Source organism: Streptomyces sp. NP-1717 (assembly GCF_022695985.1).
GTDB lineage: Bacteria > Actinomycetota > Actinomycetes > Streptomycetales > Streptomycetaceae > Streptomyces.
The window spans coordinates 1-26669 of sequence record NZ_JAAPBF010000040.1 but is presented as its reverse complement, the minus strand read 5'-3'; the positions used below and the strand labels follow the sequence as shown (position 1 = coordinate 26669).

General features: G+C 68.0%; 27 protein-coding genes and 1 pseudogene. 6 read left to right on the top strand and 22 right to left on the bottom strand.

Translation table 11 applies throughout. The features are described 5' to 3' along the window. Window positions 1–83 precede the first annotated feature (83 nt). The 20 genes from GXP76_RS11835 to GXP76_RS11740 all read right to left on the bottom strand — a co-directional run bounded on the left by GXP76_RS11835 (window position 84) and on the right by GXP76_RS11740 (window position 18207). Window positions 84–1235, bottom strand: coding sequence for a phosphotransferase (locus GXP76_RS11835; RefSeq protein WP_242571441.1), 1152 nt, complete (start codon window positions 1233–1235; stop codon window positions 84–86). Continuing rightward, window positions 1232–1774, bottom strand: a complete 543-nt coding sequence (locus GXP76_RS11830) for a hypothetical protein (protein WP_242571440.1) — start codon at window positions 1772–1774, stop codon at window positions 1232–1234. The genes GXP76_RS11835 and GXP76_RS11830 overlap by 4 nt, the downstream gene beginning before the upstream one ends. Beyond that, complete coding sequence (locus GXP76_RS11825; RefSeq protein ID WP_242571439.1) at window positions 1771–3303, bottom strand: polymorphic toxin-type HINT domain-containing protein; 1533 nt, start codon at window positions 3301–3303, stop codon at window positions 1771–1773. Before GXP76_RS11825 ends, GXP76_RS11830 begins: the two co-directional genes overlap by 4 nt. A gap of 92 nt (window positions 3304–3395) precedes the next feature. Continuing rightward, entirely contained in the window at window positions 3396–3788 is a 393-nt protein-coding gene (locus tag GXP76_RS11820; protein ID WP_242571438.1) for a hypothetical protein, read from the bottom strand. Beyond that, window positions 3788–5284: a polymorphic toxin-type HINT domain-containing protein gene (locus tag GXP76_RS11815; RefSeq protein ID WP_242571437.1), complete on the bottom strand. Its 1497-nt coding sequence runs from the start codon at window positions 5282–5284 to the stop codon at window positions 3788–3790. Before GXP76_RS11815 ends, GXP76_RS11820 begins: the two co-directional genes overlap by 1 nt. A gap of 228 nt (window positions 5285–5512) precedes the next feature. Then, window positions 5513–5749, bottom strand: coding sequence for a hypothetical protein (locus tag GXP76_RS11810; RefSeq protein ID WP_242571436.1), 237 nt, complete (start codon window positions 5747–5749; stop codon window positions 5513–5515). 292 nt (window positions 5750–6041) lie between these two features. Beyond that, window positions 6042–6710: an OmpA family protein gene (locus GXP76_RS11805; protein WP_242571435.1), complete on the bottom strand. Its 669-nt coding sequence runs from the start codon at window positions 6708–6710 to the stop codon at window positions 6042–6044. Then, window positions 6710–7291: a hypothetical protein gene (locus GXP76_RS11800; protein WP_242571434.1), complete on the bottom strand. Its 582-nt coding sequence runs from the start codon at window positions 7289–7291 to the stop codon at window positions 6710–6712. Before GXP76_RS11800 ends, GXP76_RS11805 begins: the two co-directional genes overlap by 1 nt. Before the next feature lie 35 nt (window positions 7292–7326). Beyond that, window positions 7327–7971 (bottom strand): pilus assembly protein TadG-related protein, encoded by a 645-nt coding sequence (locus GXP76_RS11795; protein WP_242571433.1) that lies wholly within the window; start codon window positions 7969–7971, stop codon window positions 7327–7329. Continuing rightward, a complete protein-coding gene (locus GXP76_RS11790; RefSeq protein WP_242571432.1) occupies window positions 7968–8204 on the bottom strand; it encodes a hypothetical protein in 237 nt (78 codons plus the stop codon). Before GXP76_RS11790 ends, GXP76_RS11795 begins: the two co-directional genes overlap by 4 nt. Window positions 8205–8425: 221 nt before the next feature. Then, a complete protein-coding gene (locus tag GXP76_RS11785; RefSeq protein WP_242571431.1) occupies window positions 8426–9526 on the bottom strand; it encodes a response regulator transcription factor in 1101 nt (366 codons plus the stop codon). Between the two features lie 71 nt (window positions 9527–9597). Beyond that, a complete protein-coding gene (locus GXP76_RS11780) occupies window positions 9598–10935 on the bottom strand; it encodes a sensor histidine kinase (RefSeq protein ID WP_242571430.1) in 1338 nt (445 codons plus the stop codon). 61 nt (window positions 10936–10996) lie between these two features. After that, complete coding sequence (locus tag GXP76_RS11775; RefSeq protein WP_242571429.1) at window positions 10997–11881, bottom strand: DUF5936 domain-containing protein; 885 nt, start codon at window positions 11879–11881, stop codon at window positions 10997–10999. A 16-nt stretch (window positions 11882–11897) separates the two neighbouring features. Next, window positions 11898–12836, bottom strand: coding sequence for a type II secretion system F family protein (locus GXP76_RS11770; RefSeq protein WP_242571428.1), 939 nt, complete (start codon window positions 12834–12836; stop codon window positions 11898–11900). A 57-nt stretch (window positions 12837–12893) separates the two neighbouring features. After that, window positions 12894–14234 (bottom strand): CpaF family protein, encoded by a 1341-nt coding sequence (locus tag GXP76_RS11765; RefSeq protein ID WP_242571427.1) that lies wholly within the window; start codon window positions 14232–14234, stop codon window positions 12894–12896. 89 nt (window positions 14235–14323) lie between these two features. Further along, window positions 14324–14707, bottom strand: a complete 384-nt coding sequence (locus GXP76_RS11760) for a TadE family protein (RefSeq protein WP_242571426.1) — start codon at window positions 14705–14707, stop codon at window positions 14324–14326. A 3-nt stretch (window positions 14708–14710) separates the two neighbouring features. Beyond that, complete coding sequence (locus tag GXP76_RS11755) at window positions 14711–15169, bottom strand: TadE family protein (RefSeq protein WP_242571425.1); 459 nt, start codon at window positions 15167–15169, stop codon at window positions 14711–14713. 65 nt (window positions 15170–15234) lie between these two features. After that, window positions 15235–16482: an AAA family ATPase gene (locus GXP76_RS11750; RefSeq protein ID WP_242571424.1), complete on the bottom strand. Its 1248-nt coding sequence runs from the start codon at window positions 16480–16482 to the stop codon at window positions 15235–15237. A 7-nt stretch (window positions 16483–16489) separates the two neighbouring features. Next, entirely contained in the window at window positions 16490–17203 is a 714-nt protein-coding gene (gene cpaB, locus GXP76_RS11745) for a Flp pilus assembly protein CpaB (RefSeq protein ID WP_078075323.1), read from the bottom strand. Between the two features lie 125 nt (window positions 17204–17328). Then, window positions 17329–18207 carry a hypothetical protein gene (locus GXP76_RS11740; RefSeq protein ID WP_242571423.1) on the bottom strand — a complete coding sequence of 293 codons (879 nt, stop codon included), beginning with the start codon at window positions 18205–18207 and terminating at the stop codon, window positions 17329–17331. 406 nt (window positions 18208–18613) lie between these two features. On the opposite strand from GXP76_RS11740, the gene GXP76_RS11735 reads away from it, so the two are divergent. From GXP76_RS11735 to GXP76_RS11710, 6 genes are all read left to right on the top strand, one after another. Next, complete coding sequence (locus GXP76_RS11735) at window positions 18614–20155, top strand: hypothetical protein (protein WP_242571422.1); 1542 nt, start codon at window positions 18614–18616, stop codon at window positions 20153–20155. Window positions 20156–20180: 25 nt separating this feature from the next. Then, entirely contained in the window at window positions 20181–20825 is a 645-nt protein-coding gene (locus GXP76_RS11730) for a hypothetical protein (RefSeq protein ID WP_242571421.1), read from the top strand. Window positions 20826–20835: 10 nt separating this feature from the next. Continuing rightward, a complete protein-coding gene (locus GXP76_RS11725) occupies window positions 20836–21258 on the top strand; it encodes a DUF3592 domain-containing protein (RefSeq protein WP_242571420.1) in 423 nt (140 codons plus the stop codon). 63 nt (window positions 21259–21321) lie between these two features. Further along, window positions 21322–21765, top strand: a complete 444-nt coding sequence (locus GXP76_RS11720) for a hypothetical protein (RefSeq protein ID WP_242571419.1) — start codon at window positions 21322–21324, stop codon at window positions 21763–21765. 266 nt (window positions 21766–22031) lie between these two features. Further along, on the top strand, window positions 22032–23681 hold the full coding sequence (locus GXP76_RS11715) for a chitinase (protein WP_242571456.1): 1650 nt from the start codon (window positions 22032–22034) through the stop codon (window positions 23679–23681). Between the two features lie 267 nt (window positions 23682–23948). After that, entirely contained in the window at window positions 23949–24926 is a 978-nt protein-coding gene (locus GXP76_RS11710; protein ID WP_374360656.1) for a chitinase, read from the top strand. An 86-nt stretch (window positions 24927–25012) separates the two neighbouring features. Here the strand turns inward: GXP76_RS11710 and GXP76_RS11705 are convergent, their stop codons facing one another. Both GXP76_RS11705 and GXP76_RS11700 read right to left on the bottom strand, forming a co-directional pair. Then, entirely contained in the window at window positions 25013–26320 is a 1308-nt protein-coding gene (locus GXP76_RS11705) for an Nramp family divalent metal transporter (RefSeq protein ID WP_242571418.1), read from the bottom strand. Between the two features lie 115 nt (window positions 26321–26435). After that, window positions 26436–26669: pseudogene (locus GXP76_RS11700) on the bottom strand (hypothetical protein); the annotation flags it as partial.

Below are 26669 nucleotides of genomic sequence, written 5' to 3'. Positions count from 1 at the left end.
GGCTCGCACCGCCTCGCATGGGTCCGAGGACCCAACCCCGTCACACCTGGTCCGGCGTGGCGCCGGGGCCGGTCGGCCTTCTGTCATGGGTACGGGTGGGGGCGCCGGGCCGGTACGGGGCGCAGCTCCGGCCGGCGGCTGAGCACCCGCCCTGCCATGTCGGCGCAGAGCGTGCCGAGTCCGGCCAGGGAGGTGTCCGTGTTCCGGACCATGCGGGCGACGACTTCGAGGCGGTGGAGCAGCCGTTGCCACGCGGTCGCGGTCCCCCAGGTCCAGTCCTCGCGTGTGAGCCGCGCGAGTTGGTCGGCCGTCCCGCGCAGAGCGCGCTCGACGAGTGCGTCCCCGCGGATCAGCCACCCGGCGCAGGCGTCGGCGAGTTCGCCTTCGGGTTCGGTGCCGGTGGCCTCGCGCCAAGTGGAGCGGTAGGCGTCCTCGGCGGCCAGGAGCAGCTGCTCCGGGACTGCCGTCACGCACCAGCAGGTGGGGAAGCCGACGCGCAGGTAGGCGAGTTCGTTCAGACCGTTGCCGAGGGACGCCTGCTCGAAGTCGATGAAGCGGATGCCGTCGGCCGTATGGAGGTCGTTGCCGGGGCAGGGGTCGCCGTGCAGGAGCGCGGGACGGCGCGGGGTCCGGTCGAGCCGCCTCGTCAACCGTTCGAGCTCGTCCGGGACTTGGGCGGGGACGGCGGCGCCCAGCCACCGCGCGAGGGTGAGGAAGGAGTCGATGTCCGAGCGGCCGGGTCCGGACCAGCGGGGCAGCGGGGTGGGCGCGGTATCGGCGGGCGTGGTTCCGGCGTCGGCATGGGCATGGGCATGGGCATCGGCAGTCACGGCTTCGGCGGGCGCGGTGGCGTGGAGCCGGGCCAGGGCCGTGGCGTACGCGATCTCCCACCCCGCGCCCGGCGCCCCGTGCTCCACCCGTTCGAGAACCAGCACGCGCGCGCTCGGGTCCGTACCGAGCAGCCTCGGCGTGACGGGAGGACGGAGCCGCCCGGCGATGCGGAGCCCGGCGACCTCGCGTGCGTACCGCTCCTCGGCCCCCGGCCCCTGGACGAGCTGCTTGACGACGACCGCCCCGGCACGGGGCAGTTCCGCCGCCCACACCGACGAGCGCGGGCTGCTGTCGAGCAGCCGCACCGCGTATGGCGCACCGAGCGCGTCCCGCAGGGCGGCCCCGAAGGGCACCTGCGGCTGTCCGTCGCCGCCCCGGGTGCCGGACTCCAGGCCGGTACTCACGACCGGCCCCGGTCCTCGGGGGCGTCGGCCCCACGGGCATCGTCACCGTGCACGTCGAGTACGGCCATCGCCTCGAACCGGAATCGGTCCAACTCCGCGAAGGTCTCGGGGAATCCACCGCGCTCGGTGGCGAATTTGACCGTCGCGCCGTGCGTCAGGAAGTCGTCGTCCACTCCGACGGAGACGATCGCCACGAGGGTGTCGGAGGCCGGCAGGGAGCGGGCGGCTCTCAGGGCCGCGTCGGCGAACGCCCGTGACCGCGCCACCGCGCCCCGCAGGAACGCCTCGCGCTCCTGCGGCAGATCGTCGCAGGGAATTCCTACGTCATTCACGTCCAGCTCGTGCTGGGCGATATCGCCCGCCTGCCAGTCATCGCGCCATCCGGAGCCGTCGCCGTAACAGCCGGCGAGCAACAGGGCACCGGCCGGGCCGGTTCGCCATCCGGCGTCGATCAATTCCCGCAGATCTTCCGGGAGAATTCCCGGATCGCCCACCTCGGTGGCCTTCCAGAACGGCAGCATCAAGGCGTTCATTCTCACGGTGCACTCATTCCGAAGTACTGGTAAGCCTTGTCGATCGCACTCCGCGGAACCTTCTTGGCCAGTTTCGACGAAAGGACGTCACCGGCCTCCGTGCGGAACTTTCCGTCGGCGGGGTCGAAGTAGTACTTCTTCGGGTCCGCGCCGCGGCCCATGAACTGCACATGGATTCCGGCGCCCGGCTTGCCGGGGTTCTGGTTCTCGATGTCCACGCGGAACGAGCGGTCGGTGGAGGTGTACACCGTTTTGCTGTTGATCACCGGGGCGTCCGCCGGCGTGGTGATGGAGCAGGTTCCGGGCGGCGTGTTGTGTACAAGGACCGGCGTCTCGCCGGCCAGCACATAGTACGTGTGGATGCCGTTGATGGTGAGGTCGTGCGTGGTCTGCCGCTTGGTGTACCGGTCGACGGAGGCGACCGGTACGGACGTTCCGGCGGGCGTACGGAGGTCGTCCCCGGCCGCGATGTCACCGGCGTCCGCCCAGCGGCCCCGGTCCGTCAGCCAGAACGGATGCGTGTCGGTCGCCGTCAGGACGTCGGCGCCCGAGTCCGTGAGGACCGTCAACCGGGTGAAGTCCTTGTCGTGGTGCGTGGTGATCGTCCGATCGATGGTGCGCGCTTCTGTTCGGCCGCTCTGCGGATCGGTGGCGACGACGCGCATACCGGCGCGGACCTTGTCGATCGCCATCCGGCGGCCGTCGGCGAGCAGCACCGGGGTGCCGGGCAGGAAGCTGTGCTTGGGACCACAGCCGACCGGCTTGTCGCCGGGTTTCTCCTCGGGTTTGTCTTCGGGTTTTTTCGGCTTCTCGGCGTCGAGTTTCCGCTTCGCGTCGGCGAGTTTTTCCTCCGCGTCGTCGACCCGTTTACGGTTCTTGATCAGGCCCTTGAGACCGTCGTACAGATCCCCGCCGTGCTTCTTGAGCTTCTTGACCAGCTCGACGGCCTTCTTCCACTTCCACGGAGCCCCGTACTTCGCCGCCAGCTTGCCGACCGCGCCGCCCACGACACTGAGCAGAACGTTGATCAGCGTCTCCGTGCAGGCGCCCATGTCGCCCTTGGTGATGCAGTCCAGAGCATCCGTGATCCCCAGCTCATCCGCCAGGATCTTCGCAAGCTCCTTCGCCGCTTCCTTCGCCTTGTCGGAATCGGACTTCTCCGCCGCCTGAGCGTCCTGAAGCTCCTTCAACGCGGCGTCATAATCCAACTCTGCCTGCGACTTCCCACCATCACCGTTACCCGCATCGGCGGCCGGGTCATCAGCGACAGGCTCACCGGGCCGGTCGCCCTCCGACCCGTCCGCGACCGAACCACTGCCCCCGCCACAGTCACCACCACCGGTGATCCTGCAAACCTGGGTACTGATCCCCTCGGCCAACGCCGGCCCGACACCCGTACCGACCAGAGCACCCACGATCGCCGCCACCACGACGACCAGACCCACGTACTCGATCGCCCCCTGCCCCGGCTGCGACCAGCGCAACGCACCCAGCAACCGCGTCTCGGTGCGCAACCCCAGCCGCAAACGACGCACGACCCATCCCCCTATACGTCAGCCTCTGCTGGTACAGGACACAGGAATGGGCCGTGCAGTTCCCTCGGGAACGTCATGCGTGGCCTGGGTCGCTACGCGTCGCTCGGGGTCTCCCCGTAGTACTGCTTGACGGTTCGTCCGAGCTTGCGCTGGACGGACCGCAGCGTCCTGATGGTCGCCTCGTCACTGAGTCCGGTGGTCGTCGGCCATTCGAATCCCGTGCCCGCCAGGTCGCTGACGAAGACGATCTCGACGGCGAGCAGGATCCGTGCCCAGTCGACCGGTGCGAGCGGCACGTCGTCGGCGAGCGCGCGCCGCAGCCGCGGACACTGGTCGAGCAGGTCGCGCTCGCTCGCGAACCCCATGCCGACGGCGAGTTGATCCGAGCACCGGGCGGGGCCGCCCCATTCCAGGAGCGCCCGCCGCAGCAGCGCCGTCTCGTCCTCGGCGAGCAGTGCGCTCGCCGCCACTTCGCTACCCGCCATCAGTCGAGTCCCGCCCAGTAGTCTTCCAGCGATGCCGGGTCCCTGCGGAAGATCGTTCCGCCGTCCGGATGCATCGGGTCATGAATCACGATGGTCGTGCCGTCCTTGCCGAGGTATGCCTTCCGGCCGCTGCCGAGAGGCTTGGTCCGCGAGGGATTCTTCATGACGTCGGTGGCGAGCTTGCCGAGGTCTTCCGCCGAGACACCGGGGAAGTCCTTCGCGTGCTTGTTGTCCGCGTGGCCGCTCGCGATGTCGCCGGCGTCTTCGAGCCGCTCCTCGTCGGTGCACCAGTCGTTGTTGTGCACGAGGACCGGGGTGTCACCTGTGACGACATAGTACGTGGCGATGCCGTCGATGGTGAGGTCGTGCGTGGTCTGCCGCTTGGTGTACCGGTCAACGGCCGTGACCTGCACGGATGTACCCGCGGGCGTACGGAGGTCGTCCCCGGCCCGGATGTCACCGGCGTCCGCCCAGCGACCCTGGTCCGCCAGCCAGAACGGGTGCGTGTCGGTGGCCGTCAGGACGTCGGTGCCCGAGTCCGTGAGGACCGTCAGACGGGTGAAGTCCTTGTCGTCGTGTGTGGTGATCGTCCGATCGATCGCACGGGCCTCGCTCCGTCCGCTCTGCGGATCGGTGGCGACGACGTACATCCCGGCGCGGAGCTTGTCGATCGCCATGCGGCGGCCGTCGGCGAGCAGCACCGGGGTGCCGGGCAGGAAGCTGTGCTTGACGGCGCAGGACTCCGGTTTGTCCTCGGGCTTGTCGCCGTCCTTGGGTTTGTCCTTGTTCTCCTGGTCGAGTTTCCGCTTCGCGTCGGCGAGTCTGTCCTCCGCGTCGTCGACCCGTTTGCGGTTCTTGATCAGGCCCTTGAGACCGTCGTACAGATCCCCGCCGTGCTTCTTGAGCTTCTTGACCAGCTCGACGGCCTTCTTCCACTTCCACGGAGCGCCGTACTTCGCCGCCAGCTTGCCGACCGCGCCGCCCACGATGCTGAGCAGGACATTGATCAGCGTCTCCGTGCAGGCACCCATGTCGCCCTTGGTGATGCAGTCCAGAGCATCCGTGATCCCCAGCTCGTCCGCCAGGATCTTCGCAAGCTCCTTCGCCGCTTCCTTCGCCTTGTCGGAATCGGACTTCTCCGCCGCCTGAGCGTCCTGAAGCTCCTTCAACGCGGCGTCATAATCCAACTCCGCCTGCGACTTGTCGCCACCGCCGTTACCCGCATCGGCGGCCGGGTCATCAGCGACGGGCTCACCGGGCCGGTCGCCCTCCGACCCGTCCGCGACCGAATCACTGCCCCCGCCACAGTCACCACCACCGGTGATCCTGCAAACCTGGGTACTGATCCCCTCGGCCAACGCCGGCCCGACACCCGTACCGACCAGAGCACCCACGATCGCCGCCACCACGACGACCAGACCCACGTACTCGATCGCCCCCTGCCCCCGCTGCGACCAGCGCAACGCACCCAGCAACCGCGTCTCGGTGCGCGGCATAGCCGGCCGCGCACGACGACGGATCTGACGAAACCGACGTACTACCCCCGATGGCAACATACCCACGACGCTACGGCGCGGCCTCGGACCGGGTCATGGGTCCCAGGGCCCAACCGGGGCTCAAAGGCGGCGGAGCCCCCGGAGCCGGAAACACGAGTAGGGCAGGTCCGGTTCCATCCTGGCCGGGGATGGAAGCGGCCTGCCCTGCTCGATGGGGGTGTGTGTTGGTTACTCGCCGCCGAGGATCTCGTCGACGGTGTTGGTCAGACCGTCGGCGATGGCGGTGTCGACGTCCGAGCCGACGATCGCGGCGATGATGAGGGCGACCAGGACGATGACGCCGACGTACTCGACGGCGCCCTGGCCCTTGTCGCTGCGGCGCTTGAGCGCGGTGACGGCGGTGTTGGCCCAGGTGCCGACGTAGAGCTTGGCGTTGGTGGCGGCCTTCAGCGTGACGTTCGACATGAGCTTTCCCCTTATGTGTCGGCCGGCCGGTGTCCGGCCGACTCGTACGAGTCTTGGTGCCGCCAGGCGCTTCCGGCTTCCTCCTGGCCGGACTCGCTGGCGACATGAGAAACATACGAAGAGGCGGCACCCACCGGCATGGGCCCCAAGACCCAACCCCGGGCCCAACCCACGCAATAGGCCCGCCCCGTACGGACGACAGTGGCCTCCACGAAAGGCGGACGGCCGCTGCCGTATGCGACTTCCATACGACAACGGCCGTGAGGCACACGGGCCTCGCCTCGCTGTGTCCTCAGTTCTGCGAACTGTCAGTCTCTCCGCGCGGGAAGGAGATCTCCACGCGACGATTCTTCTTGCGTCCCTCTTCGTTGCTGTTGTCCGCGATCGGATACTGCTCGCCGTAGCCCCGGATCTCGTAGGTGATGCCGGCTTCGGCCAGTTCCTTCTCCAGGACTCCGTGAACGGCTTCGGCGCGCTGCTTGGAGAGCACGTCTCCGTGGGCGGACGAGCCGAGGTTGTCGGTGAAGCCGAAGACCCTAACCTTCTTGGCGCCCTGCTTCTCGATCTCCGCCGCCACGGCGGCGATACGGGAGTTCGCGGCGCTGGACAGCTTCGAACTGTCCTTGCCGAAGAGAACCTCGGCCTGAAGAGCGAACTTCAGACTCTCGCTGGTCTCCTCGCGGCGCTCTTCTCCGCCCTCCGACTCGACGACCGAGATGATGGGCAGCACCTTCGCGGGAGCGAGCGTGGCGCCGTCGCGGAGCTTGAGTCCGTTGGCGCTGCCGTCCACCTCCGGCGGCGGCGACGTCGATTCGGTGCCGGGTGGCGTGCTGGGGGACTCGTCCGCGTACGCGCTCCCCGCCATGGTGAACTGCACACTGGTGAACAGAACGGCCGCGGCGATCGCCGTCACCGCCGGCCGTGCGGCGGCACGGCGCGTGCGCGGCGTGAAGGCACGCATCAGGAGATCTCAATCGTCGCGGTGGGCATCAGCGGCACCTGGATGTCGACCTGGGAAGTGCTGTCGGGCGGAGCCGGGAACTGGGCGAAGAAGTCTTCCGTGGCGCCGTCGTCCATGCCGATGATTCCGGTTGTGGTCAGAGGATTGCCCTCCGTGTCACGCAGGACGTAGTAACGCTTCTTGTCCGCCTTGTCCACGAGCGTGACTCCGGCCAGCGACTTGCCGGTTCGCCGGACCTGGCTCTCGTCGCCACTCCACGCGCTGGGGAGCGATTCCCTGCCACCGCTGGTGTTCTTGATGGTGCCGGTCACGGTCAGAAAGCCGCCCTCGTCGCGGGCAGCGGTGTGAATGGTGAACTGGAAGCCGTTGCTGCCGTTGATGGTCGCCAGCGTCTGGCTGGTGTCCGGCACCGTGTTCCCGCCGTCGTCCTTCGAGTTGTCCTTGGCCGGAGCGGACGAGGACTTGCCCGCGTCGTCGTTCCCGCCGTCATCACCACCGCCACACGCCGTGAGGGACACCGTCAGCGCCACGGCCGCGAGGACGCACCCCGCTGCCCTACGGGCCTTCGTTCCATGCCGCATATTCATTAGTGTTGATCCTTTGTGTTCACTCGCGGTCAGTCCTCGGCCAGTCGGACGGAGAACAGGACAGACATGTCCGGCAACACCAGATTCTTGGGATCGAGGTCCAGACCCCTGCCGTTGCAGACGAGTTCACCGGGCAGGGAAGGCTCTTCCTCACCCTCCTCGCCGGGCTCGGGATTCTCTTCCGTCTCCCCGTCATCCTCCGCCGGCTTGAACGTGCAACGGGGCTCGACGACCGCTGTGGCCGTGGCCTCGGCCTTCTTGTCCTCGGTGCCGGGCAGGATGTTATCCCCCATCGGCTCCTGGGTCCTGACATCAACCGTGAAACCCCAGCTCGTGCCGCCCAGGGCTCTGCACCCATTCGGCTTGATGTCCGCGCCGTTCTTGTCGGCGAGTTCCTGAGCCGCCGCGCAACCGATGAAGGAGCCGACGGGACTTCCGTTGAAGATCTTTTCCAGATAGCCGGGCGTGAAGAAGTTCGTCAGAAGCTCTTCCGCGAACCGGTCGCGGGACTCCTGGGCCGCCGCCAAGGCTGCCGCGTCGGCCCCGGACTGGGCGCTGTTACGCGTGGCGCCCGCCTGACCGACCGCGAAGAACGCGAGCGCGAGAAAGAGCAGGCCCGCCACCATGGTGATGTATATGGGAGCGGCCTGCCCCGCGTCGCGAGAATCGCTCACTCGCCGCCGAGGATCTCGCCGACCGTGTTGGTCAGACCGTCGGCGATCGCCGTGTCGACCTCCGAGCCCACGATCGCGGCGATGATCAGCGCAACCAGCACGATCACACCCACATACTCGACCGCGCCCTGACCCCTGTCGCTCCTGCGCTTCACCGCCGCGAAAGCCGTGTTCGCCCAGGTGCAGACGGACCGTCTGGCGTTGGTGGCTGCCTTCAGCGTGACGCTCGACATGAGAATCCCCTTCGATGTCGGCCGGCCGGCGATCGGCCGACTCGTACGATCCCTCGATGCCACCCGTGCTTCCGGCTTCCTCCGTGCCGGTCTCACTGGCGGCATGAGAAACATACGATGACACAACACCCCCCGACATGAGCCCCGAAATCCAACCTCCGGGCCCGATAGCGGACTTGGCCCTGCCGGCGAATCCATGGGCCGTCCGGCCCTCGGCGCGTTCAGTCACGACCGGCCGACCCCCCTCGCGCGACGCCGTGCCAGAAGGCGATGGCCTCACCCCGGCTACTGGCGTTCAGTTTGGCAAAGATGCGATTGATGTGGTTCTTCACTGTCTTCTGGCTGATGAAGCAGGCGGCGGCGATCTGCTGATTGGTCATCCCTGACGCGATCAGGTCCATGATCTCCACCTCCCGCTGGCTCAGCTCGGAGTAGAGCCCCTCCGAAGCGCTGGACGCCCGAGGCATCCCCGGGGCTGTCTGCCCTTGAGGCGAGTGTGCCATATTCGATTGCGAAAGCGAAGACGCTGGAGCAAATTGTTGCCGGTTCAACTCCCGCTCACCCGGTGTTACTTGCCGGTTTGTCTGAGGAACGTACGGCGGATGCCCATGACCGGCGTGTGCGTTTGCAGACGAATGGCTCGGCTGGGCCGGCTGGTAGCCGGGGCCGGTGAACGCCGTCCCGAGTCCCTCGGGAAGCACGCCGGATCCCGGGTCCGCGCCGCCCCCGTCCCGTACGCTCGCCAGCAGCGCGCTGGACGCGGAGTGCGTGAAGTGGGCCCGGCCCTGCTTGATGTCCCGGACGGCGGCGACCAGTTGGTCGGCCGTGAACTCCCCGTGGACGAGATAGCCGCCCGCGCCCAGCCGCAGCGCCTCGTGGACGATCTCGCTCTCGCGGCTGTACGTCATCATCAGCACCGGCGCGAGCCGCACCAGGTGCGGCAGGGCGGAGATCCCGTCGACACCCGGCATGCGGACGTCCAGCAGGACGACGTCCGGCTTGTGCTGCACCGTCTGTTCGTACGCCTGACGGCCGTCGACCGCCTCCGCGGCGACCTCGATGTCGTCGCGGCCCGACAGCAGGACGGTCAGACCCGCCCGTACGACCGGGTTGTCGTCGGCTACCACGACGCGCAGCGGCGGCGCCGTGGGCATCGGCCCTGGCAGGGCGGGGAATCCTCCGGATGCCGCCGGCGGTGCTGACGTGGGGACTCCCGCGGTGTGCTCCGAGCTGAGCGGTGTGGCGTGCGAGGACGAGTGCTGCGAGACGTGCGACTGCTGCGTCCAGTGCTGCCCGGAACTCCGGGAGATGTCGTCCGGCATGGCTGCGGCCTCCTCTCATGGGTGGGGTCGATGGGTGGGTTGCTGCTCCGGGAGACGTGCTGCGGGCGGGTTCAGTTCAGCTGCGGTGCGGGGTGCTGCCGCGGACGTTGGCCCGGGGGCAGTCCCAGGGCCGTGAGCGGGAGTTCCAGCCGTACTTCCGTACCTTTCGCCGCCCGGCCTCTGCCGATGCGGATCCGGGCCCCGATCGACGCCGCGCGCTCCACCATGCCGACGAGGCCGAAGTGGCCTGCCCGTCGGAGGTCTTCGAGCGAGGTGCCCTCGGGCAGGCCCTTCCCGTCGTCGTACACGCTGATGCGCAGCACGTCGCGTACCACTCCGGCCGATACGTCGACGTACGTCGGGTGCGCGTGCCGCTTGGCGTTCTCCATGGCCTCGCTGGCGATGGTCAGGGCGTGCCTGGCGACGACGTGCGGGATGGGCGGCATCGCGGTCTCGCCGAGTGGGCGGAAGGACGCCGGGAGATCGTGGCGCCGGGTGAAGTCCTCAGTACGCGAACGGAGTTCGGCGACGACGTCGACTCCGCCGTCGAGGCCGGACTCGCGGCGCAGGTCGGAGAGGAGTTCGCGGGACTCGGCGGCGGCGCGGCGGGCCGAGCGGGCGACGAGTTCCGCCTGGTGCTTGACGGTGAGCGGGTCCATGCGGTCGGCGGTGCTGGCGAGACCGTCGGCGGCCATCGCCAGACCGTGCAGGGTCTTGGCCACCGAGTCGTGCATCTCGCGGGCGAGGCGGGCCCGTTCCTCCTCGACCGCGCCGGTGACCGCGAGCCGGGCGCGGGCCTCGGTGAGCGCCTGGCTGGCGGTGCCGAAGCCGAGCATCAGGTTGCGCAGCGTGCTGCCGATCGCGCCGGCGATGACGCAGAGTCCGGGGAGCAGGAGCGCCGAGAACGAGAAGTCGACATCGGTGTTCACCGCGTACGCTCCGCCGAGCATCAGCAATTGGAGCACCGCGAAGAACGAGGCACCACGCCAGCCGTAGACGAGACCTGCCAGCAGCGGCGTACAGATGGTGACGTACGCCAGCGTGGAGTCCGGCGAGGCGGTGATGAGGAGGAGCGCCCCGAAGAGGGTGTCCGCGGCAAGAAGCACGGGATGCCGCAGGAGTACGGGACCGAAGCGCTCCCAGTCACGGAACAGCAGGTACGACACCATGAAGGTGACGATGACCGCGGAGGCGACCAGCCAGGTGGCGAGGCCGGCCGCGGTGCGTTCCAGAGCGAACGGGGACGCGAGTGCGATCATCGCCAGCCGGAAGCCGAAGACCTGGCGGCACAGAGCCTGGAGAGCGTTGACCTGGATCGGCAGTGACGGCACATGATCGGGCGCGTTGGCGGGCGAACCGGGTGGTTCGCTGCTGATGCCGCCCGTGAGTACGGCGAATCTGGTGTTCATGGGGACTCACCTCCCGCTCGGATGTCGTTGGGCTGCTGCGCTCGGGACGACCATGGACGGCTCAGCCGAGGATATTTCCGAAGTCGACTCCGGAACCGTAGTAGAAGCTGAGGACAATGAGGATCATGGTCGCCGGGAGCATGACCATCGTGACCACGAGGGTGGTCTTCGGCACGGCCTTCGCCGCGTTCCGGCGGGCGTTCTGCGAGTCGGTGCGCCGCATGTCGTTGGCGATCTGGATCAGGGTGTCGACGATCGGCGCGCCGAGTTCCTCGCCCTGCTGAAGGGCGGTGACGAACATGGAGACCTGATCGGAGTCGTTGCGCTTGCGCAGATGGTCGAAGGCTTCACGGCGACTCACACCCATGTCCATCTGGCGCAGCGTGATGCGGAGTTCGTCCGACCACGGGCCCTTGTACTTCTCCGCGACACGCTCCAGCGCCTGCCGGAAACCGAGGCCGGCCGAGACGACGACGGCGAGGACGTCCAGGAAGTCCGGCAGGGTGCGTTCGATGTCGTCACGACGCTTGCGGATGGCGACGCGGATGATGACGTCGGTCCAGAAGAACCCGTAGACGAGGGCGAAGATCCCCAGTGGCGCCTGGCCACGGATCACCAGGGCGAAGCAGGCGAAACCGCCGAGGAATCCGTAGACCGCGCGGCGGGCCGCGTACCGGTCGACGGTCATACCGCCGGGGTTGCCCGCCATGTCCAGGCGGCGGCGCAGCGCGTCGACACGCTTGGGTCCCATCATCCGCAGCACGGACGGGGCGTAGCGCATGCCCAACCGGTCGATGCCGGAGCCGACCGCGGTGGTGCGGGTGGCGCCGACCTCCAGCGCGATCGCGAGGTCGCCGGGGAGTTTGGCGTCGGCGCGGTACAGGCGGACGCCGTGGAAAGCGCCGTACACGGCGAGGCCGATGACAGCGGCGAGTAGAAGTCCCATGTCTCGTATCCCCCTCTCAGACCTGGATCCGGGACATCCGCCGGATGGCGAGATATCCGACCGCGTACAGCGCGAACGCGACGATGGTGCCGACCTGGCCGACCGTCGCCCCGGTCATCTTGTCCAGCGCTCCGGGAGTCATGTTGTTGATGAGCAACAGGAAGCCGAGGCCGATCATGGGGACGGCCAGCGCGGTGACCTGGATCTGCGAGAGCACGGTCTTCACCTCTCGCCGGGTCTCCTTGCGTTCTTCGAGTGTCTCGGTGAGATTTCGCAGCGACGTCACGACTTGTCCACCGGCCCGGCTCGAAAGCACCAGGGTGGTCACCAGCACGACCAGTTCACGAGAGGGCAGGCGGTCCGCGAGCTCTCCGAGGGCGTCGTCCAGCGTGTGCCCGACCGCCAGTTGGTCCGCCACCTTTCGCAGTTCCTCACCCGCGGGATCGTCCAGTTCCTCGGACGCCATCACCAGGGCCGTACGCATGGCCAGGCCCGCCTGCGTGGCGTTGGCGAGGACACGCGTCAGCTCGGGGAGCTGGTTGATGAAGGCCTCGGTCCGCTTGACACGTTGCCAGTTCAGGAACGCGTTGCCGCCCCAGAGACCGGCGAGTGCCGCGAGCGCCCCGAAGAACGAGGCGAAGATGGCACCGATGACGAAGTAGAGACCGAGAAGACCGGCCACGACGTACACGACGTATTCGCCCGGTGTCAGATCGAGGCCGGTCACCGCGATCTTCCTCTCGATGCGCTTGCCGATGCCGGTCGTGCGCAGGCGACGGTCGAGCCCTCGGAAGCGGCGGCGTCGGCCGACCGCCGTTATCTGCCCCGTGTGGGACATTCGCTCGACGAGCGCCTCGCGTTGGGCCTTGCCCGACGAGTAGACGTGCACGCCGATGACGGCGAGCACACACGTGAGAAGCGTGATGCCTATCGTCAGGAGCGGGAGATTATCCATGTCGTGCGGGGACCTTCTGGGTGAGCGGTGGGCAGGGACAGTCGTCGGGGGCGGACATCACGCCGCTGCCTTACGGAGGGCGAGCTGCTCCTCGGACTCCGCGACGCCGAAGGCCGGCGGAATCGGTTCGCTCTTCATGTAGAGGCGCTCGGCGACCCGGCGGGGCATCGGGTAGTACTCGAAGTGACCGTGGATCCGTCCGTCCGCGGCCATGGGCTGGGCGATGTAGCGGCAGACCGAGACGATCCGGTACTCCTCCCGGCCGTGGGAGTCGACGATGGCGATCTCGGTGATACGGCGGGAGCCGTCCGCGTGCCTGGTCAGCTGGACGATCACATCGACGGCGCTGTTGATCTGGTCCTTGATCGCCACGAAGGGGATCTCGACCTCCGACATGGAGGCCAGGGTCTGGAGTCGCATCAGCGCGTCCTCGGCGCTGTTGGCGTGGACGGTCGCGAGCGAGCCGTCGTGACCGGTGGACATCGCCTGGAGCATGTCGAGCGTCTCGCCGCCACGGACCTCACCGACGATGATGCGGTCGGGCCGCATACGCAGGGAGTTGCGGACGAGGTCGCGGATGGTGACCTGGCCCTTGCCCTCCACGTTGGAGGGACGCGTCTCCAGTGTGATCACATGCTGCTGCTGGAGCTGGAGTTCGGCGGAGTCCTCGATGGTGACGATGCGCTCGCCGTCGGGGATGAGCCCGGACAGGGCGTTGAGAAGCGTCGTTTTGCCGGTACCGGTCGCTCCGGAGACGATCACGTTGAACTTGGCCCTGACCAGGCCGGACAGCAGGATCATCATCTGCTCGTCCAGCGAGCCCAGTCCTATCATCTCCGGGAGCGTGAACGCGCGCGGGAAGCGCCGGATCGTGAGAATGGGCCCGCTCAGGGACAGCGGCGGGATGATGACGTTGACACGCTCACCGGACGGCAGCCGCGCGTCCACCATCGGATTGGCCTCGTCCACACGGCGGTTGACGGTGGAGACGATGCGCTCGATGGTCTGCATCAGCTGCTCGTTGGAGGCGAACCGCATGGGCAGCATTTCCAGCCGTCCGCCGCGCTCCACGAAGACCTGCTCGTGGCCGTTCACCATGATCTCGCTGATGGAGGCGTCTTCGAGCAGGGGTTCCAGGATGCCGAGGCCGAGGGCTTCGTCGACGACGCGGCGGATCAGCTGGGAGCGCTCGCCGGAGGAGAGCACGGGGCCCTCGCGGCTGATGATGTGGCCCAGTACGCGTTCGAGCCTGGCCCGGCGCTCGGCAGTGGCGAGGGCGGACATCTCCGCGAGGTCGATCTCCTCGAGGAGCTTGGCCCGGTAGACACCGACGAGCAGGCTCTCTTCGCTGCGCCCGTTGGTCGGCTCGGGGCTGTTGATGCGCGCCCTCAGGCTCATGTCCTCAACTCCCAGGTGATGCTGATGCGGTGCTCTGGTGGTGCGTGCCGTCTCCGGTGATCCGGGTGCGGTGAGAGGCCGGTCGGACGTCAGTCCATGGGCATGGTGGTGCTCCTCTTGGCGTCGTCGAAGTCGAACAGCGGAATGATCGACGGGACCTCGACCCTGGCTTCGACCCGGACCTCCTCCGTCCCGGGGAAGCGCTGGAAGTCGGTGCCGTCGGCCAGCCAGTCACTCACCGAGGACTGTCCGACCTGCTCCCACTGGACGTCGTGCTGGGAAGCCGCGCGGGCGGCGGTCCGGGAGGCCGTACCCGCCTGCTGGATCGAGTAGGCGACGAGGCCCAGTTGTACCGCCGCCAGGCCGGCGATGAGCAGGATGAAGAGGACACCCGCGAACTCTATGGACGCCTGGCCCTTGTCGCGCCTGTCACCGCGTGCGGAGTGCTCGCCACGGAGCATTCGGTTCACCATGTCTCAGCTCTCCCTCACCGCGACGGCGTCACCGGTGACGTCGACGTCGACGTTGAAGCCCGGGAACATGACCGGGATGTTGAGCTTGACCTTTGCCTTGACCACGTCACCGTCGGCCCAGCAGTCGATCTTCCCGATGTCCCACGCGTCGGGCAGATCCTCGTTCACAGCGGCCGTGCACTCCGACAGACGTGTGCCCGGAACCGCCACCGTCGCCGCGCGTACCGCCTCGTCGGCCGCGTTGCCCGCGAGAGAGAACGTGTAGCCGACGAGCGTGGCCTGCCAGAGCAGGATCGCCGTGGCCAGGATGATCGGGACCAGGCCGGTGAACTCGACCGCGGTCTGGCCGCTGTCGTCTCGCACGCGTTCCCGGCGCAGGCCGGTGCGGCGCCGTGCTGCGTCACCGAGTGTCCCGGTCACCGCTCCCCCCTCGTCCAGCGCGTCTGTTCCTGGATTGCTCATGGTTCAACGTGCCCCCTGGTCTCGTCGGCCCTGTCGGCCATGCGGACTTCCCTGGCGTCGTGCGGTCATTTCGATCGTCCGCGTCGCATCCCGACCGACCCCCGGTCTCCCTTGAACTTCCCCTGTTTCTCCGCCCCTTCGGGAGTCTTCACCAGTCCCAGCTCCCCCGCGAGCCCCCAGAGCGCCTGCTTCACCGTCGACTTGGACTCCAGGTCCTGCATCCTGCCCGCGTCGACCGCGGCGTGCAGTTCCTTGAAGTTCGCCGGGATGACCACCCGGGACACCTTGGTGCTGGTGATCTTCTCGATGAGCGGAGGCTGGATCTCGGTGTTCCGCATGTAGCGGTTCACCACGATCGTCGTCTCCTCCGCCTTGCGGATCTGGAGCCGGTCCCAGAGCTTGACCATGCGCTTGGCCGCCCGTACCGCCACCACGTCCGGTGTGGTCAGCAGCAGCGTGGTGTCGGCCATCTCGATCGCCGCCGCGTTCGCGCTCGTCGTCTGCGTGCCGCAGTCGATGATCACGACCTCGTAGCGGTTGCGGAGCGCGCTGACGATCTGGCGTACGGAGCGGTCGTTGATCTCCTCGCCCCGCTCCCCCTCGCCCGGCGCGAGCAGCAGGCCCATGCCGGTGTGGTGGGTGAAGACCGCGTCCTGGAGCACGCGGGGCGAGATGTCCTGGATGGTGGCGAGGTCCACGATCGAGCGGCGGAACTGCACGTCCAGGTAGGAGGCGACGTCGCCGGCCTGGAGGTCCAGGTCGGCGAGGGCCACCGTCATGCCCGACGCCTTGGCGGCGAGGGCGAGCTGGACGGCGGCGACGGTCGTGCCGACGCCGCCCTTCGCCCCGCTGACCGTGACGACGGTGCCGCCGGGGCCGGTGAACACGTCGCCGCCGTGGCCGAGATGGCGCCGTACGCCCACGGACCAGGCCGCGGCGGCCTGGACGCGCTGGGCGAGTTCCTCGTACGAGAGGGGCAGGCCGACCAGCCCGCGCGCGCCCGAGTCCATCGCGGCCGAGAAGAGGCCGGGGCTCGCGTCGGCGGTGACCAGGATGACCCCGACCGCGGGAAAGCGCAGGGCCACCTCCCGGATCAGCTCAAGAGCCGGAACGGGGCCGATCCGCTCATGTACCAGAACCACTTCCGGCAGTTCGTCGATCGACTCCGTGGCCAGCCTGGCCAGCGTGTCGATCAGCGAGGTCGAGTCACCGACCGGCCCGGCCGGCTCCGCGTCCGGGAGCTGGCTGAGCAGGGTGGTGATGGATCTGGCGGCGTCGGCATCACCGACGACCGGAAGGATTCTGGTCGTCATTCGTCCCTCACTTGTCCCCTTCGAGGGTGTAGGTGCTCTCCCCGGGGCGCAGCGTGGTGGGGCTGTCGTCGGGAAGCAGGGCGAGGCGTACGTGCTGTGCGAAGGACTCGGCGTAGGCGACGCGCTGGGCGTCCTTGGTCTTGAGGGCGAAGGTGATCGGAACGGCCGAGCGCGGTCCGGTGTTGCTGCCCCGGTCGTCCTCCTTGGGCTCCAGCGGCGTCAGCGAACCGACGTCGATGACCTTGGCGTTGGGGACGATGATGCGGGACTGCGCCTTGGCGCCCTCGTTCTCGGCGGAGAAGGTGGCGAAGATGTTGACCAGGTCGCCCGCGTTGATCTTGCCCGCGACGCCGGTCGCGGCGTCGATCATGATCGCGATCTCCTGCTCGTCGTTGGCGAGCGCCGGGCGCTTGACGATCATGTCGTCCTGGAGCAGCGATCCCTTCTTGAGCTGGGTGACCGCGATCTTGCCGTTGACGACCGCGAGGTCGGTGACCGCGTTGTCGGACAGCCAGCGCTTCGGCATCTCTATCTTCTCGAACTGCCCTTCCTCCAGCGCCGTGTAGGGGGCGACGTCCGCCTTCAGCCGGTACGCGGCCACCTCGGGTCCGACCTTCGAATTCACGTCGCTGATCACCGAGAGCACGCCGGCGAAGGCGCCGAAGGCGCAGAGGACCGAGAGGAGCAGAAGAATGATGCCGCGGCGTTGCCGTGAATTCATGAGCGGGACAACCTCGTTCGAAGACGTGGGACGGGGACTGACGGGGCGGACACAGGTACGGGGTCGGCGGTCGCCGCGCGGTGCCGGCCGCGCCCGCGGTCCGTACGGACCGCCTGGCAGGCGGGTTACGACCCGTGGCGCGTTGGTGTTCCTTGATTCAGGACACCTGAACCGTGCGTTTGGTTCTCAGCGGTGGCCAGCGGGGCCGAACAGAACCCGCAACGATCACCGATGAGTTCGAGACCGCACCAGGAACACACCTCTCGCCGGACGGATGAAACCAGTTGGTAGAGAACGGAGATATCGGGCAGGAAGGCGGCGAATTCGACCATCTTGGGCGTTCCCCACCAGCGGGGGGAGTCCGCGAGGAGTGCCATCTCCTGTACTCCCTGCACCTTCCAGGCCGGCGCGAGCGTCGCGGTCACCCAGTCCGATTGCAATTGTCCCTTTCCCACCAGCAGTTGCGTGCCGAATTCGGGGCCGGTGAGGTCACCGGTCCCGATCTTGATCAACTGGGGTTCGGGGTTGGCGAGGACGCCGAACTGTGAGCCCGGCACCCAGGACTTGGCGTGCGACTTGAGACTGACCGGGACCCGGTCGAGCTTGGTGACCGAGTTGAGGAGCGCGCCCGCGTGGATGTAGTGGGAGAGCAGCCGGGCCGCCGAGGCGACGACCCCGGCACTGAAGTCGCAGATCGACAACTGCCGCAGCTGCCGCACGAGTACGGCGAGGCCGAGCGGTGGAAGATCCAGCTTGAGGAGGGCGATCCGGTCGCTCTCCAGGACGGAGCGGACGGTGTGCAGCCGCCGCTCGTGCGCCACCGGGATGGAGGCGGGGTAGAGCGCGACGACATAACCGTGCTGCTCCACCAGAACCTGCATGTCCGCGAGCGCAGCCTCCAGCGGCTGGGCATCGGGCGCCTGCAGCAGGGCCGCCGTGGGCGTCTGCTGGTCGGTCGGTGGCAGCACCAGATCATGACTGGTGACAGCTATGGCGGTTGACACCTGGATCCCCGTTCAGCTCGGCCGCCGGAGTTCCGGTGACCGCGGTTCTCTCTCCTGCTGGGTACAGCTGGTCGCAGCCCTTCCGCGCACTTCCGCTTCGAAACAGCTTCAACTACTGCTCAGCACTTTATCCACGACTTAGGGCGCAGAGAACACCTCACCGATGTCGGTGGTGCGGCCCCCACATCGTAGGCACCACCAAAATCGGGCGAAGCAGTCAGGCGTTAACCCATGTTTCATTTGAACTTGAAAGTAGCCGACCCGAACAGCACCCACCAGGCAACTGGTGTTCTTTGGGTCCGGGTTGGGTCCACGGACCCACGCCACCGGGTCCGGCCCCTCCGTACGCTCCGAATCCGATTCCGCATACGTAAGAGCTGTGCGGTCCACCGAGGGGGACGGTCGGATGAGACGGGAGCCGGTACGAGGGGCAAGAGGAGGTCCGCGGGGGGACCGCGGCACCTCCGCCACCGAGTACGTGGGCATGGTGGTGGTCGTCGCGGCCGTCGCGGGGGCACTGGTGGGTACCGGTGTCGACGGGACCATCGCCGACCAGCTGAAGTGCCTGGTCACGTTCGGACCGTGCACACCCGGCGGCGGCAAGGGGAGCCAGGCCGCGCCGAAGACGGACGCCGACTACGAGCCGCCGCTCTGCCAGATCTCCTCGATCAGCGACAAGGCGGGCGCCAAGGGCAAGCTGCTGTTCATCGAGTGGGGCGAGGAGTACGGCTTCCAGCAGCAGACGTTCCAGTCCAAGAACGACGTGAACAAGGACGGCAAGGTCGACGACCAGGACCAGCAGGTGATGATGACCTTCACCGACGCCGCGTCCGTCGCCGCCAAGAAGGACTGGAAGCCCGGCGCCAAGGTGGGCAAGTTCGGCTCGGACAAGGTCGAGCTCGGTGCGGGGATCAAGGTGACCAACGGGGACACCTGGGTCTTCGACAGCGAGGAGGACGCGGCCAAGTTCCGCGAGGACATCGAGGACCTCAAGACGTACGAGCTGGCCAACCGGCACGCCAACTCGCGTGGTGGCGGGCTCGGCAACAGCATCGCCTACCTCTTCAACAGCGGTCCGATGTACGAGGAGGAGCAGCTCCGCAAGCGCATCGACGAGAAGCTCGGCAACCGGCACATCAGCTACGGCAAGGTCGGCCTGGAGGCCAGCGCCGCCGGTGGTATGAAGCTGTCGGCGGGCGACGAGAAGAAGCTCGGCGCGACGCTCGGCGGCAGCTTCAAGTTCTCGCCCGAGGTGACCTGGACCGACAACAACTACCGCAACCTCAAGTCGTACACGTACAGCGCGGCCATCGAGTACACGGGCAAGGTCGGCTACGAGGCCGGGCCCATCAGCGGCGAGTCGAGCGCGACCAACACCCAGACCGGCACCATCACGGTCAGCCACGACAAGACGACCGGTGAGCTGCTGCGTATCGACATGACACGCACGGTCGAGAAGGGCGCCACGAAGGACGGCGTCTCGGTCGGCGGGGACAACGGCAAGAAGGACGGCGACAAGCGCGGCGGCAGCGGCAGCGCGAAGGGCACCGACAACGAGAGCGGTATCGAGGTCGTCACCAACTCCATCGTCCTGAAGCCGGGCGCCGAGGGCGCCAAGCAGCGGGCGATCGCGCAGGAGTGGCTCGACGGCACCGGTGACAACGGAGCCCCGTTCGCCTACATGTTCGACGACCACGCGCCGACGAAGCGGCCCGGCGCGGACGACCCGTTCGGGCAGCTCCTCTTCGACGAGGGCCTGTCCAGCAAGAACACCTACACCGGCCAGACCGAGGCCGCGGAGTACGGATTCGAACTGAATCTGGGTCTGAGCTTCGGCTTCTCGGTCTCCACCGAGAAGAAGGAGGAGAACCTCAACGACGCACAGTTCCTGGGTGCGCCGCAGGGGGACAACCGCAGTTATGTCCCGTACAGCTACTGTGCGAACTGATCCCGGGGACAGGAGCACACACGCCATGAGCAGCAACGACGGCAAGACGAGAGACAAGACGGCCGGGCCGGCCGGACGGACGGCCCTCGCGACCGCGTCCGCCGCGCTGGCGACGCTCCTGCTCGCGGCAGGGTGCGGCACGGAGGCGAAGAGCGGCACGGTGCCGGAGGGCTGGGGGACGCTCAAGACCCCGGCCGTCACGGTGGCGCACCCGCCGGCGTTCGAGGCGCAGAGCGCCGCCGAGCGCAGCAAGTACAACGCGGCGGCGGCGACGCTGGCGGACGACAGCGGGACCATCGGCATGATCACCGTGCAGCTCGACTTCACGGACGCCGACTCGGTGGAGGAGGCGGCGATCGGCGCGGAGGCGGGGGTCGCGCTGGGCTCGACGCTCGGGAAGCAGGAGGAGATCACGGTCTCCGGCCCGGACGGCGAGGAGGAGGCCCGGCGGATCAACTTCGAATTCACCCAGAAGGGTTCGGCCGCCGGCTCCGGGTCGGGGACTCCGGGCGGGGCGCTCGACCCGAAGGCGGGCACCCGGGTCGACGGCGTGATCATCGCGGGGCTGGACGCGGACGACAAGACATTCGCGGTACGGATCGACGCCGTCAAGGGCAAGCTCGGCGACGGCGACCTGAAGAAGATCATCGACTCGATCACGGTCGAATAGGCGGCCGGCAATGGTTGTTCCGGGCGGTGATTACCTTTTCTTCGGCGGCATGATTCTGCTTTTCGGCTGGTTGGCAACGCACTACGCGCGTCGCCTTTCGGGCGTGAATCGGGCACTGCGAAAGGGCATTCGGGCAGAAGGTGTCTGCGTGCGGATCGAGCAGGAGCCGTACAACCGGTCCGACGCACGGCAGTACTTCTTTACCTTTCGTTTGCCGGACGGCCGCCAGATCGAGTTCGAGGACCTGGCGAGCCGCTCGATTCGTGTCGGCGACCCGGTCACGGTGACGTACGACCCGGCGGCACCGGAACGCACGGCGACGGTCGCGTCCCGCGGCAACTGGTCGCCGGTGCTCCAGTACGGGCTGCTGGTGGTGGGCTGCGGGCTGGCGGCGGCCGGCTTCGCGGCGGTTCTTCTTTTCACGGTGGTCTGAGAGGGCGGGATTCAGGTTCCCGCCCCCGGCCGCACAGCACGAGCACTGAGGAGGCGGTTGGCGATGACGAGGTACGGCTACCCGGGGGCGTCCGCCCAGCGGGAAGAGGGACGCGGAGCGGCGGTGTTCGCGCTCGCACGCGCCTGGGCGGCCGGCATCGTCGTCCTGCTCCTGACGGAGTACCTGCAGACCACGCTGGTCAACGATCACCTGGCCACCTCGGAGAACCTGGAGACCTTCAACGGCAGACTGATGCTGATCCACATCCCGAACGCGGTCTGCATAGCGCTCGCGACGTGGGCGGCGGGCAGGTTCCACCGCGACCCGTTCCGCGACTCCAAGACCCAGCACGTCCTGGCGGTCTTCACGGTCGGTGTGGCGGCGCAGGCGCTGAACATGGTGCTGCAGTGGCGGAACCTGGAGGCGGAGGGCGTCCTCATGTCGAACGCGGTCCTGGTGGTGGGTGTGGTGGCGGGCTACGCGGCGGAACGGCTCCAGGACGAGTAGCCCGTTCCGTCAGCTCCGGGTCCCTTCGCAGGGGATGTCGTGTCGGAGGTATTGACAACTCGAATGGTCTGGACCATTTTTACGCCAGGTCCTGTCCCGGGCCTGGCGGTGGCCACCGTTCCTGATCCGTACCTCCAACCCGACATCCCCAGCGGAGGCATCAAGTGGAACGTGTACCCGACGGCAGACGCAGACCTGGCGGCAGCGGCGACACCGGCAACCGGCCCGGCCGCTCGCGGAGTTGGCTGGGAGGAGTGGTGGCCGTCATGGCCGCCGGGGCCCTGAGTGTGGGCGGGATGGGCGGCGTCGCGCAGGCCGCCGACATCAATGTCGCCAAGAACGCCGGCTTCGAGGCCGGACTCGCCAACTGGTCCTGTTCCGGCGGGAGCGGGGCCGTCGTCGGGTCTCCCGTACGGAGCGGGGCCGGCGCGCTGAAGGGCACGCCCGCCGGGCAGGACAACGCCAGGTGCTCGCAGTCCGTGGCCGTGCAGCCCAACTCCACCTACACGCTCAGCGCGTGGGTGCAGGGCGGGTACGCGTATCTCGGGGCCAGCGGCACCGGGACGACCGACGTGTCGACCTGGACGCCCGGCGAGAGCGGCTGGAAGCAGCTCACCACGACCTTCAGGACCGGCGCCAACACGCGTGCGGTGACCGTCTACACGCACGGCTGGTACGGCCAGAGCGCGTACCTCGTCGACGACCTGTCCGTCTTCGGGCCGGACGGCGGCGGGGGCGGCGACCCCGACCCGCAGGCCCCGGGCACTCCCGCCGGGCTCGCCACCGGCGCCGTGACCGCCTCGTCGGTCGCGCTGAGCTGGAACGCGGTGAGCGGCGCGACCGGCTACAACATCTACCGCGACGGTACGAAGGTCCAGACGGCGACCGGGACTTCGGCGACCGTGACCGGACTGGCGGCGGCCACCTCGTACCAGTTCCAGGTGTCGGCGACCAACGCGGCCGGCGAGTCCGCGAAGTCCGCGGCCGTCAGCGGCCGGACCTCGCCGGGCGGCGGCGATCCGGGCGGGCCCTCGGTGCCGAGGCACGCGCTGACCGGCTACTGGCAGAACTTCAACAACGGCGCGGCCGTCCAGAAACTCCGCGACGTACAGTCCCAGTTCGACATCATCGCCGTGTCGTTCGCCGACTCGACGGCCACACCCGGACAGATCGTCTTCAACCTCGACCCGGCCGTCGGCTACTCCTCGGTCGCCGAGTTCAAGTCCGACGTCGCCGCGAAGAAGGCCGCCGGCAAGTCCGTGATCATCTCGGTGGGCGGCGAGAAGGGCAACGTCACGATCAACAGTGACGCCTCCGCCACGGCGTTCGCCAACAGCACCTACGCGCTGATGCAGGAGTACGGCTTCAACGGGGTCGACATCGACCTCGAACACGGCATCAACTCCACCTATCTGACGAAGGCGTTGCGGCAGCTCTCGGCGAAGGCCGGCTCCGGCATGGTGCTCACGATGGCGCCGCAGACCATCGACATGCAGTCGACCGGCAGCGAGTACTTCAAGACGGCGCTGGCCGTGAAGGACATCCTCACGGTTGTCAACATGCAGTACTACAACAGCGGTTCGATGCTCGGCTGCGACGGCCAGGTCTACTCCCAGGGCTCCGTCGACTTCCTCACCGCCCTCGCCTGCATCCAGCTCGAAGGCGGCCTCGACCCCTCCCAGGTCGGCCTCGGGGTCCCCGCCTCGACCCGTGGCGCGGGCAGCGGTTACGTCTCCCCGACCATCGTCAACAACGCCCTCAACTGCCTGACGCGCGGCACCAACTGCGGCAACTTCAAGCCGTCGAAGACCTACCCGTCGCTGCGCGGCGCGATGACCTGGTCCACCAACTGGGACGCGACGGCCGGCAACGCCTGGTCGAACGCGGTCGGGCCGCACGTCCACGCACTGCCGTAGTCACCCTCACGCTCTGCCGTCATCACCCTCACGCACCCCCACACACGGACCAGCAGCGCCGCCGCTCCCCCGGCGGCGCTGCTGCGTTTGCCGGACCGAAGACGGCCCATCGTGTCCAGGCCCTTGACAAGGCCAATGGTCTGGACCAGTTTGGTGGTTCAAACGGTGGCCACCGTTCCGTACCACCCCCACATCTCCCCCCACGGAGGCCATGCAGTGCCCAGGAAAGCGCGATCCCGCACCCCCCGCACGCTCAAAGTCCTCGCGGTGGCAGGCGTTCTCGCCGTCGCCGCACTGGCCGTACCCGCGGCCAACGCCGCGAACGAGCCCGCGTCGGCCGCTGCCGCCGCACCCGCCGCCGTACCGGCCCACGCCGTGACCGGCTACTGGCAGAACTTCGACAACGGCGCGACCGTCCAGACGCTGGCCGAGGTCCAGGACGACTACGACATCATCGCCGTCGCGTTCGCGGACGCCACCGGCACGGCCGGGCAGGTCGACTTCACGCTCGACTCGGCCGGTCTCGGCGGCTACACCGACGAGCAGTTCAGGGCCGACGTCGCCGCCAAACAGGCCGCGGGCAAGTCGGTCGTCATCTCGATCGGCGGCGAGAAGGGCACCGTCTCGGTCAACGACGAGGCGTCGGCGAACGCCTTCGCCGAGTCCGTGTCCGCGCTGATGGACGAGTACGGCTTCGACGGCGTCGACATCGACCTGGAGAACGGCCTCAACTCCACGTACATGACGCAGGCGTTGAAGTCGATCGCCAGCCAGGCGGGCGACGGCTTCGTCCTGACGATGGCGCCGCAGACCATCGACATGCAGTCGACGTCCAACGAGTACTTCAAGACGGCGCTGGCCGTGAAGGACATCCTCACGGTCGTCAACATGCAGTACTACAACAGCGGATCGATGCTCGGCTGCGACGGCCAGGTCTACTCCCAGGGCACGGTCGACTTCCTCACCGCCCTCGCCTGCATCCAGCTCGAAGGCGGCCTCGACCCCTCCCAGGTCGGCCTCGGCCTGCCGGCCTCGCCGAGCGCGGCGGGCGGCGGCTACACCGACCCCGCCGTCGTCAACGACGCGCTGGACTGTCTGACGCAGGGCACCAACTGCGGCAGCTTCAAGCCCGACAAGACCTACCCCGGCCTGCGCGGCGCGATGGCCTGGTCGACCAACTGGGACGCGACGGCGGGCGACGCCTGGTCCAAGGCGGTCGGCCCGCACGTGCACGGCCTGCCGTAGCCCAGGAGCGACACCCCGGACCACCCCCCACAGACCGGTGGCGCCGTCGGATCCCGACGGCGCCACCGTGTGTTCTCAAGCCCGGGTCACCACGGCAGGTCCCGCACCTGCTGCACGCACAGGACGACGAACAGCAGCCCGCCGGCGGCGAGCATGGTGTTGCTCAGCTTGCCGTTGCGCCATTCCGCCGGCGTACGCGAGGAGTTGAGCAGCCACAGCAGTGTGAGCGCCAGGAACGGCATGAAGAAGGCGCCCAGCACGCCGTAGCCCACGACCAGGCCGAACGGCTGGTCGAGGAAGAGCAGCGAGATCGGCGGGAACGTCAGCCAGAGCAGATACGCCCTGAACGGCACCGACCGCTCACGCCTGCCCGCCGCGACCTCGCCCACCGTTCCCTCGTCGGCGGCGACGCCCTTACGGTCCAGCTGCCAGCGCTCCACGAAGTCCGCGAACATCAGACTAACGCCGTGCCACACGCCGATCAGCGACGAGAAGGACGTGGCGAAGAAGCCGATCAGGAAGAGCTTCGCCGTCGTGGCGCCGAAGCGCTCCTCCAGGATGACACCGAGATCCACCAGACCCTGATCGCCCTTGGTGAGGGCGATCTGCGAGGAGTGCAGCAGCTCCGCGCCGACGATCAGCATCGCGACGACGAAGATGCCGGTGGTGATGTAGGCGACGCGGTTGTCCAGCCGCATCACCTTCATCCAGCCGGAGTCGGTCCAGCCCTTGGCGTTGACCCAGTACCCGTACGCGGCCATGGTGATCGTGCCGCCCACACCGCCGATCAGTCCCAGTGTGTAGAGCAGCGAGCCGTCGGGCAGCACCGGCAGGAGACCGGCGAAACTCGCGCCGATGTCGGGTGCGACGCGTATCGCGACGTACACGACCACGACGAACATGATGCCGATCAGAACCGTCATGACCTTCTCGAAGACGGCGTACTGGTTGAACCAGACGAAGACCAGTCCGACCAGGCCCGTGATCACCGCCACGGTCTTCAGACCGGGGCCGTCGGGGAAGAGCGCCACGATCGGCAGGGCGCTCGACGACATGGCGGTCGCGCCGTAGACGAAGCCCCAGACCACCACGTAGATCGCGAAGTAGACCGTGGTCCACTGACCGAGGCTGCGCCAGCCCTCGAACAGGGTGCGGCCGGTGGCGAGATGCCAGCGGCCGGCGGCCTCGGCGAGGGAGATCTTGACGACGCAGCCGATGACCGCGGCCCAGAGCAGCGTGTAGCCGAACTTGCTGCCCGCGATGAGGGTGGCGACCAGGTCGCCGGCTCCGACACCGGTCGCGGCCACGACGATGCCGGGGCCGATGTACCTCCAACTCGACTTGCGTGGCCGCGATTTGGCGGCGTCCGTTCCGCTGTCGGTGATATCTGCCATGCGTCGACCTCCACACTCGTCCCCGTAAGTGACTCGGGTCACCAAAGCCGTACGGCGAAGATCGCGCAAGAGGTCCGGCGGTCTCGGTTCCGTTTCCGCCGGGGAGAGGTGTCGCTCAGGGCGTCCAGGAACCGGGGTTGTCCCGGCTGCCGAGGTAGACGTGGAGCACGTGGCCGAGTTCACGGAACCACTGCTCCAGCGTCACGCGGTTGCGTGCCTTCACCACGCACTCGTAGAACTTCCCGCCGGGCAGCACGACGGCCACCATGAGCCGGTGGCCGCCGCCCGGTTTCGAGTGCACGCTCTGGATGTCCGGCCAGGGGAACTCGGCGCTCTGTCCCTCGAAGTC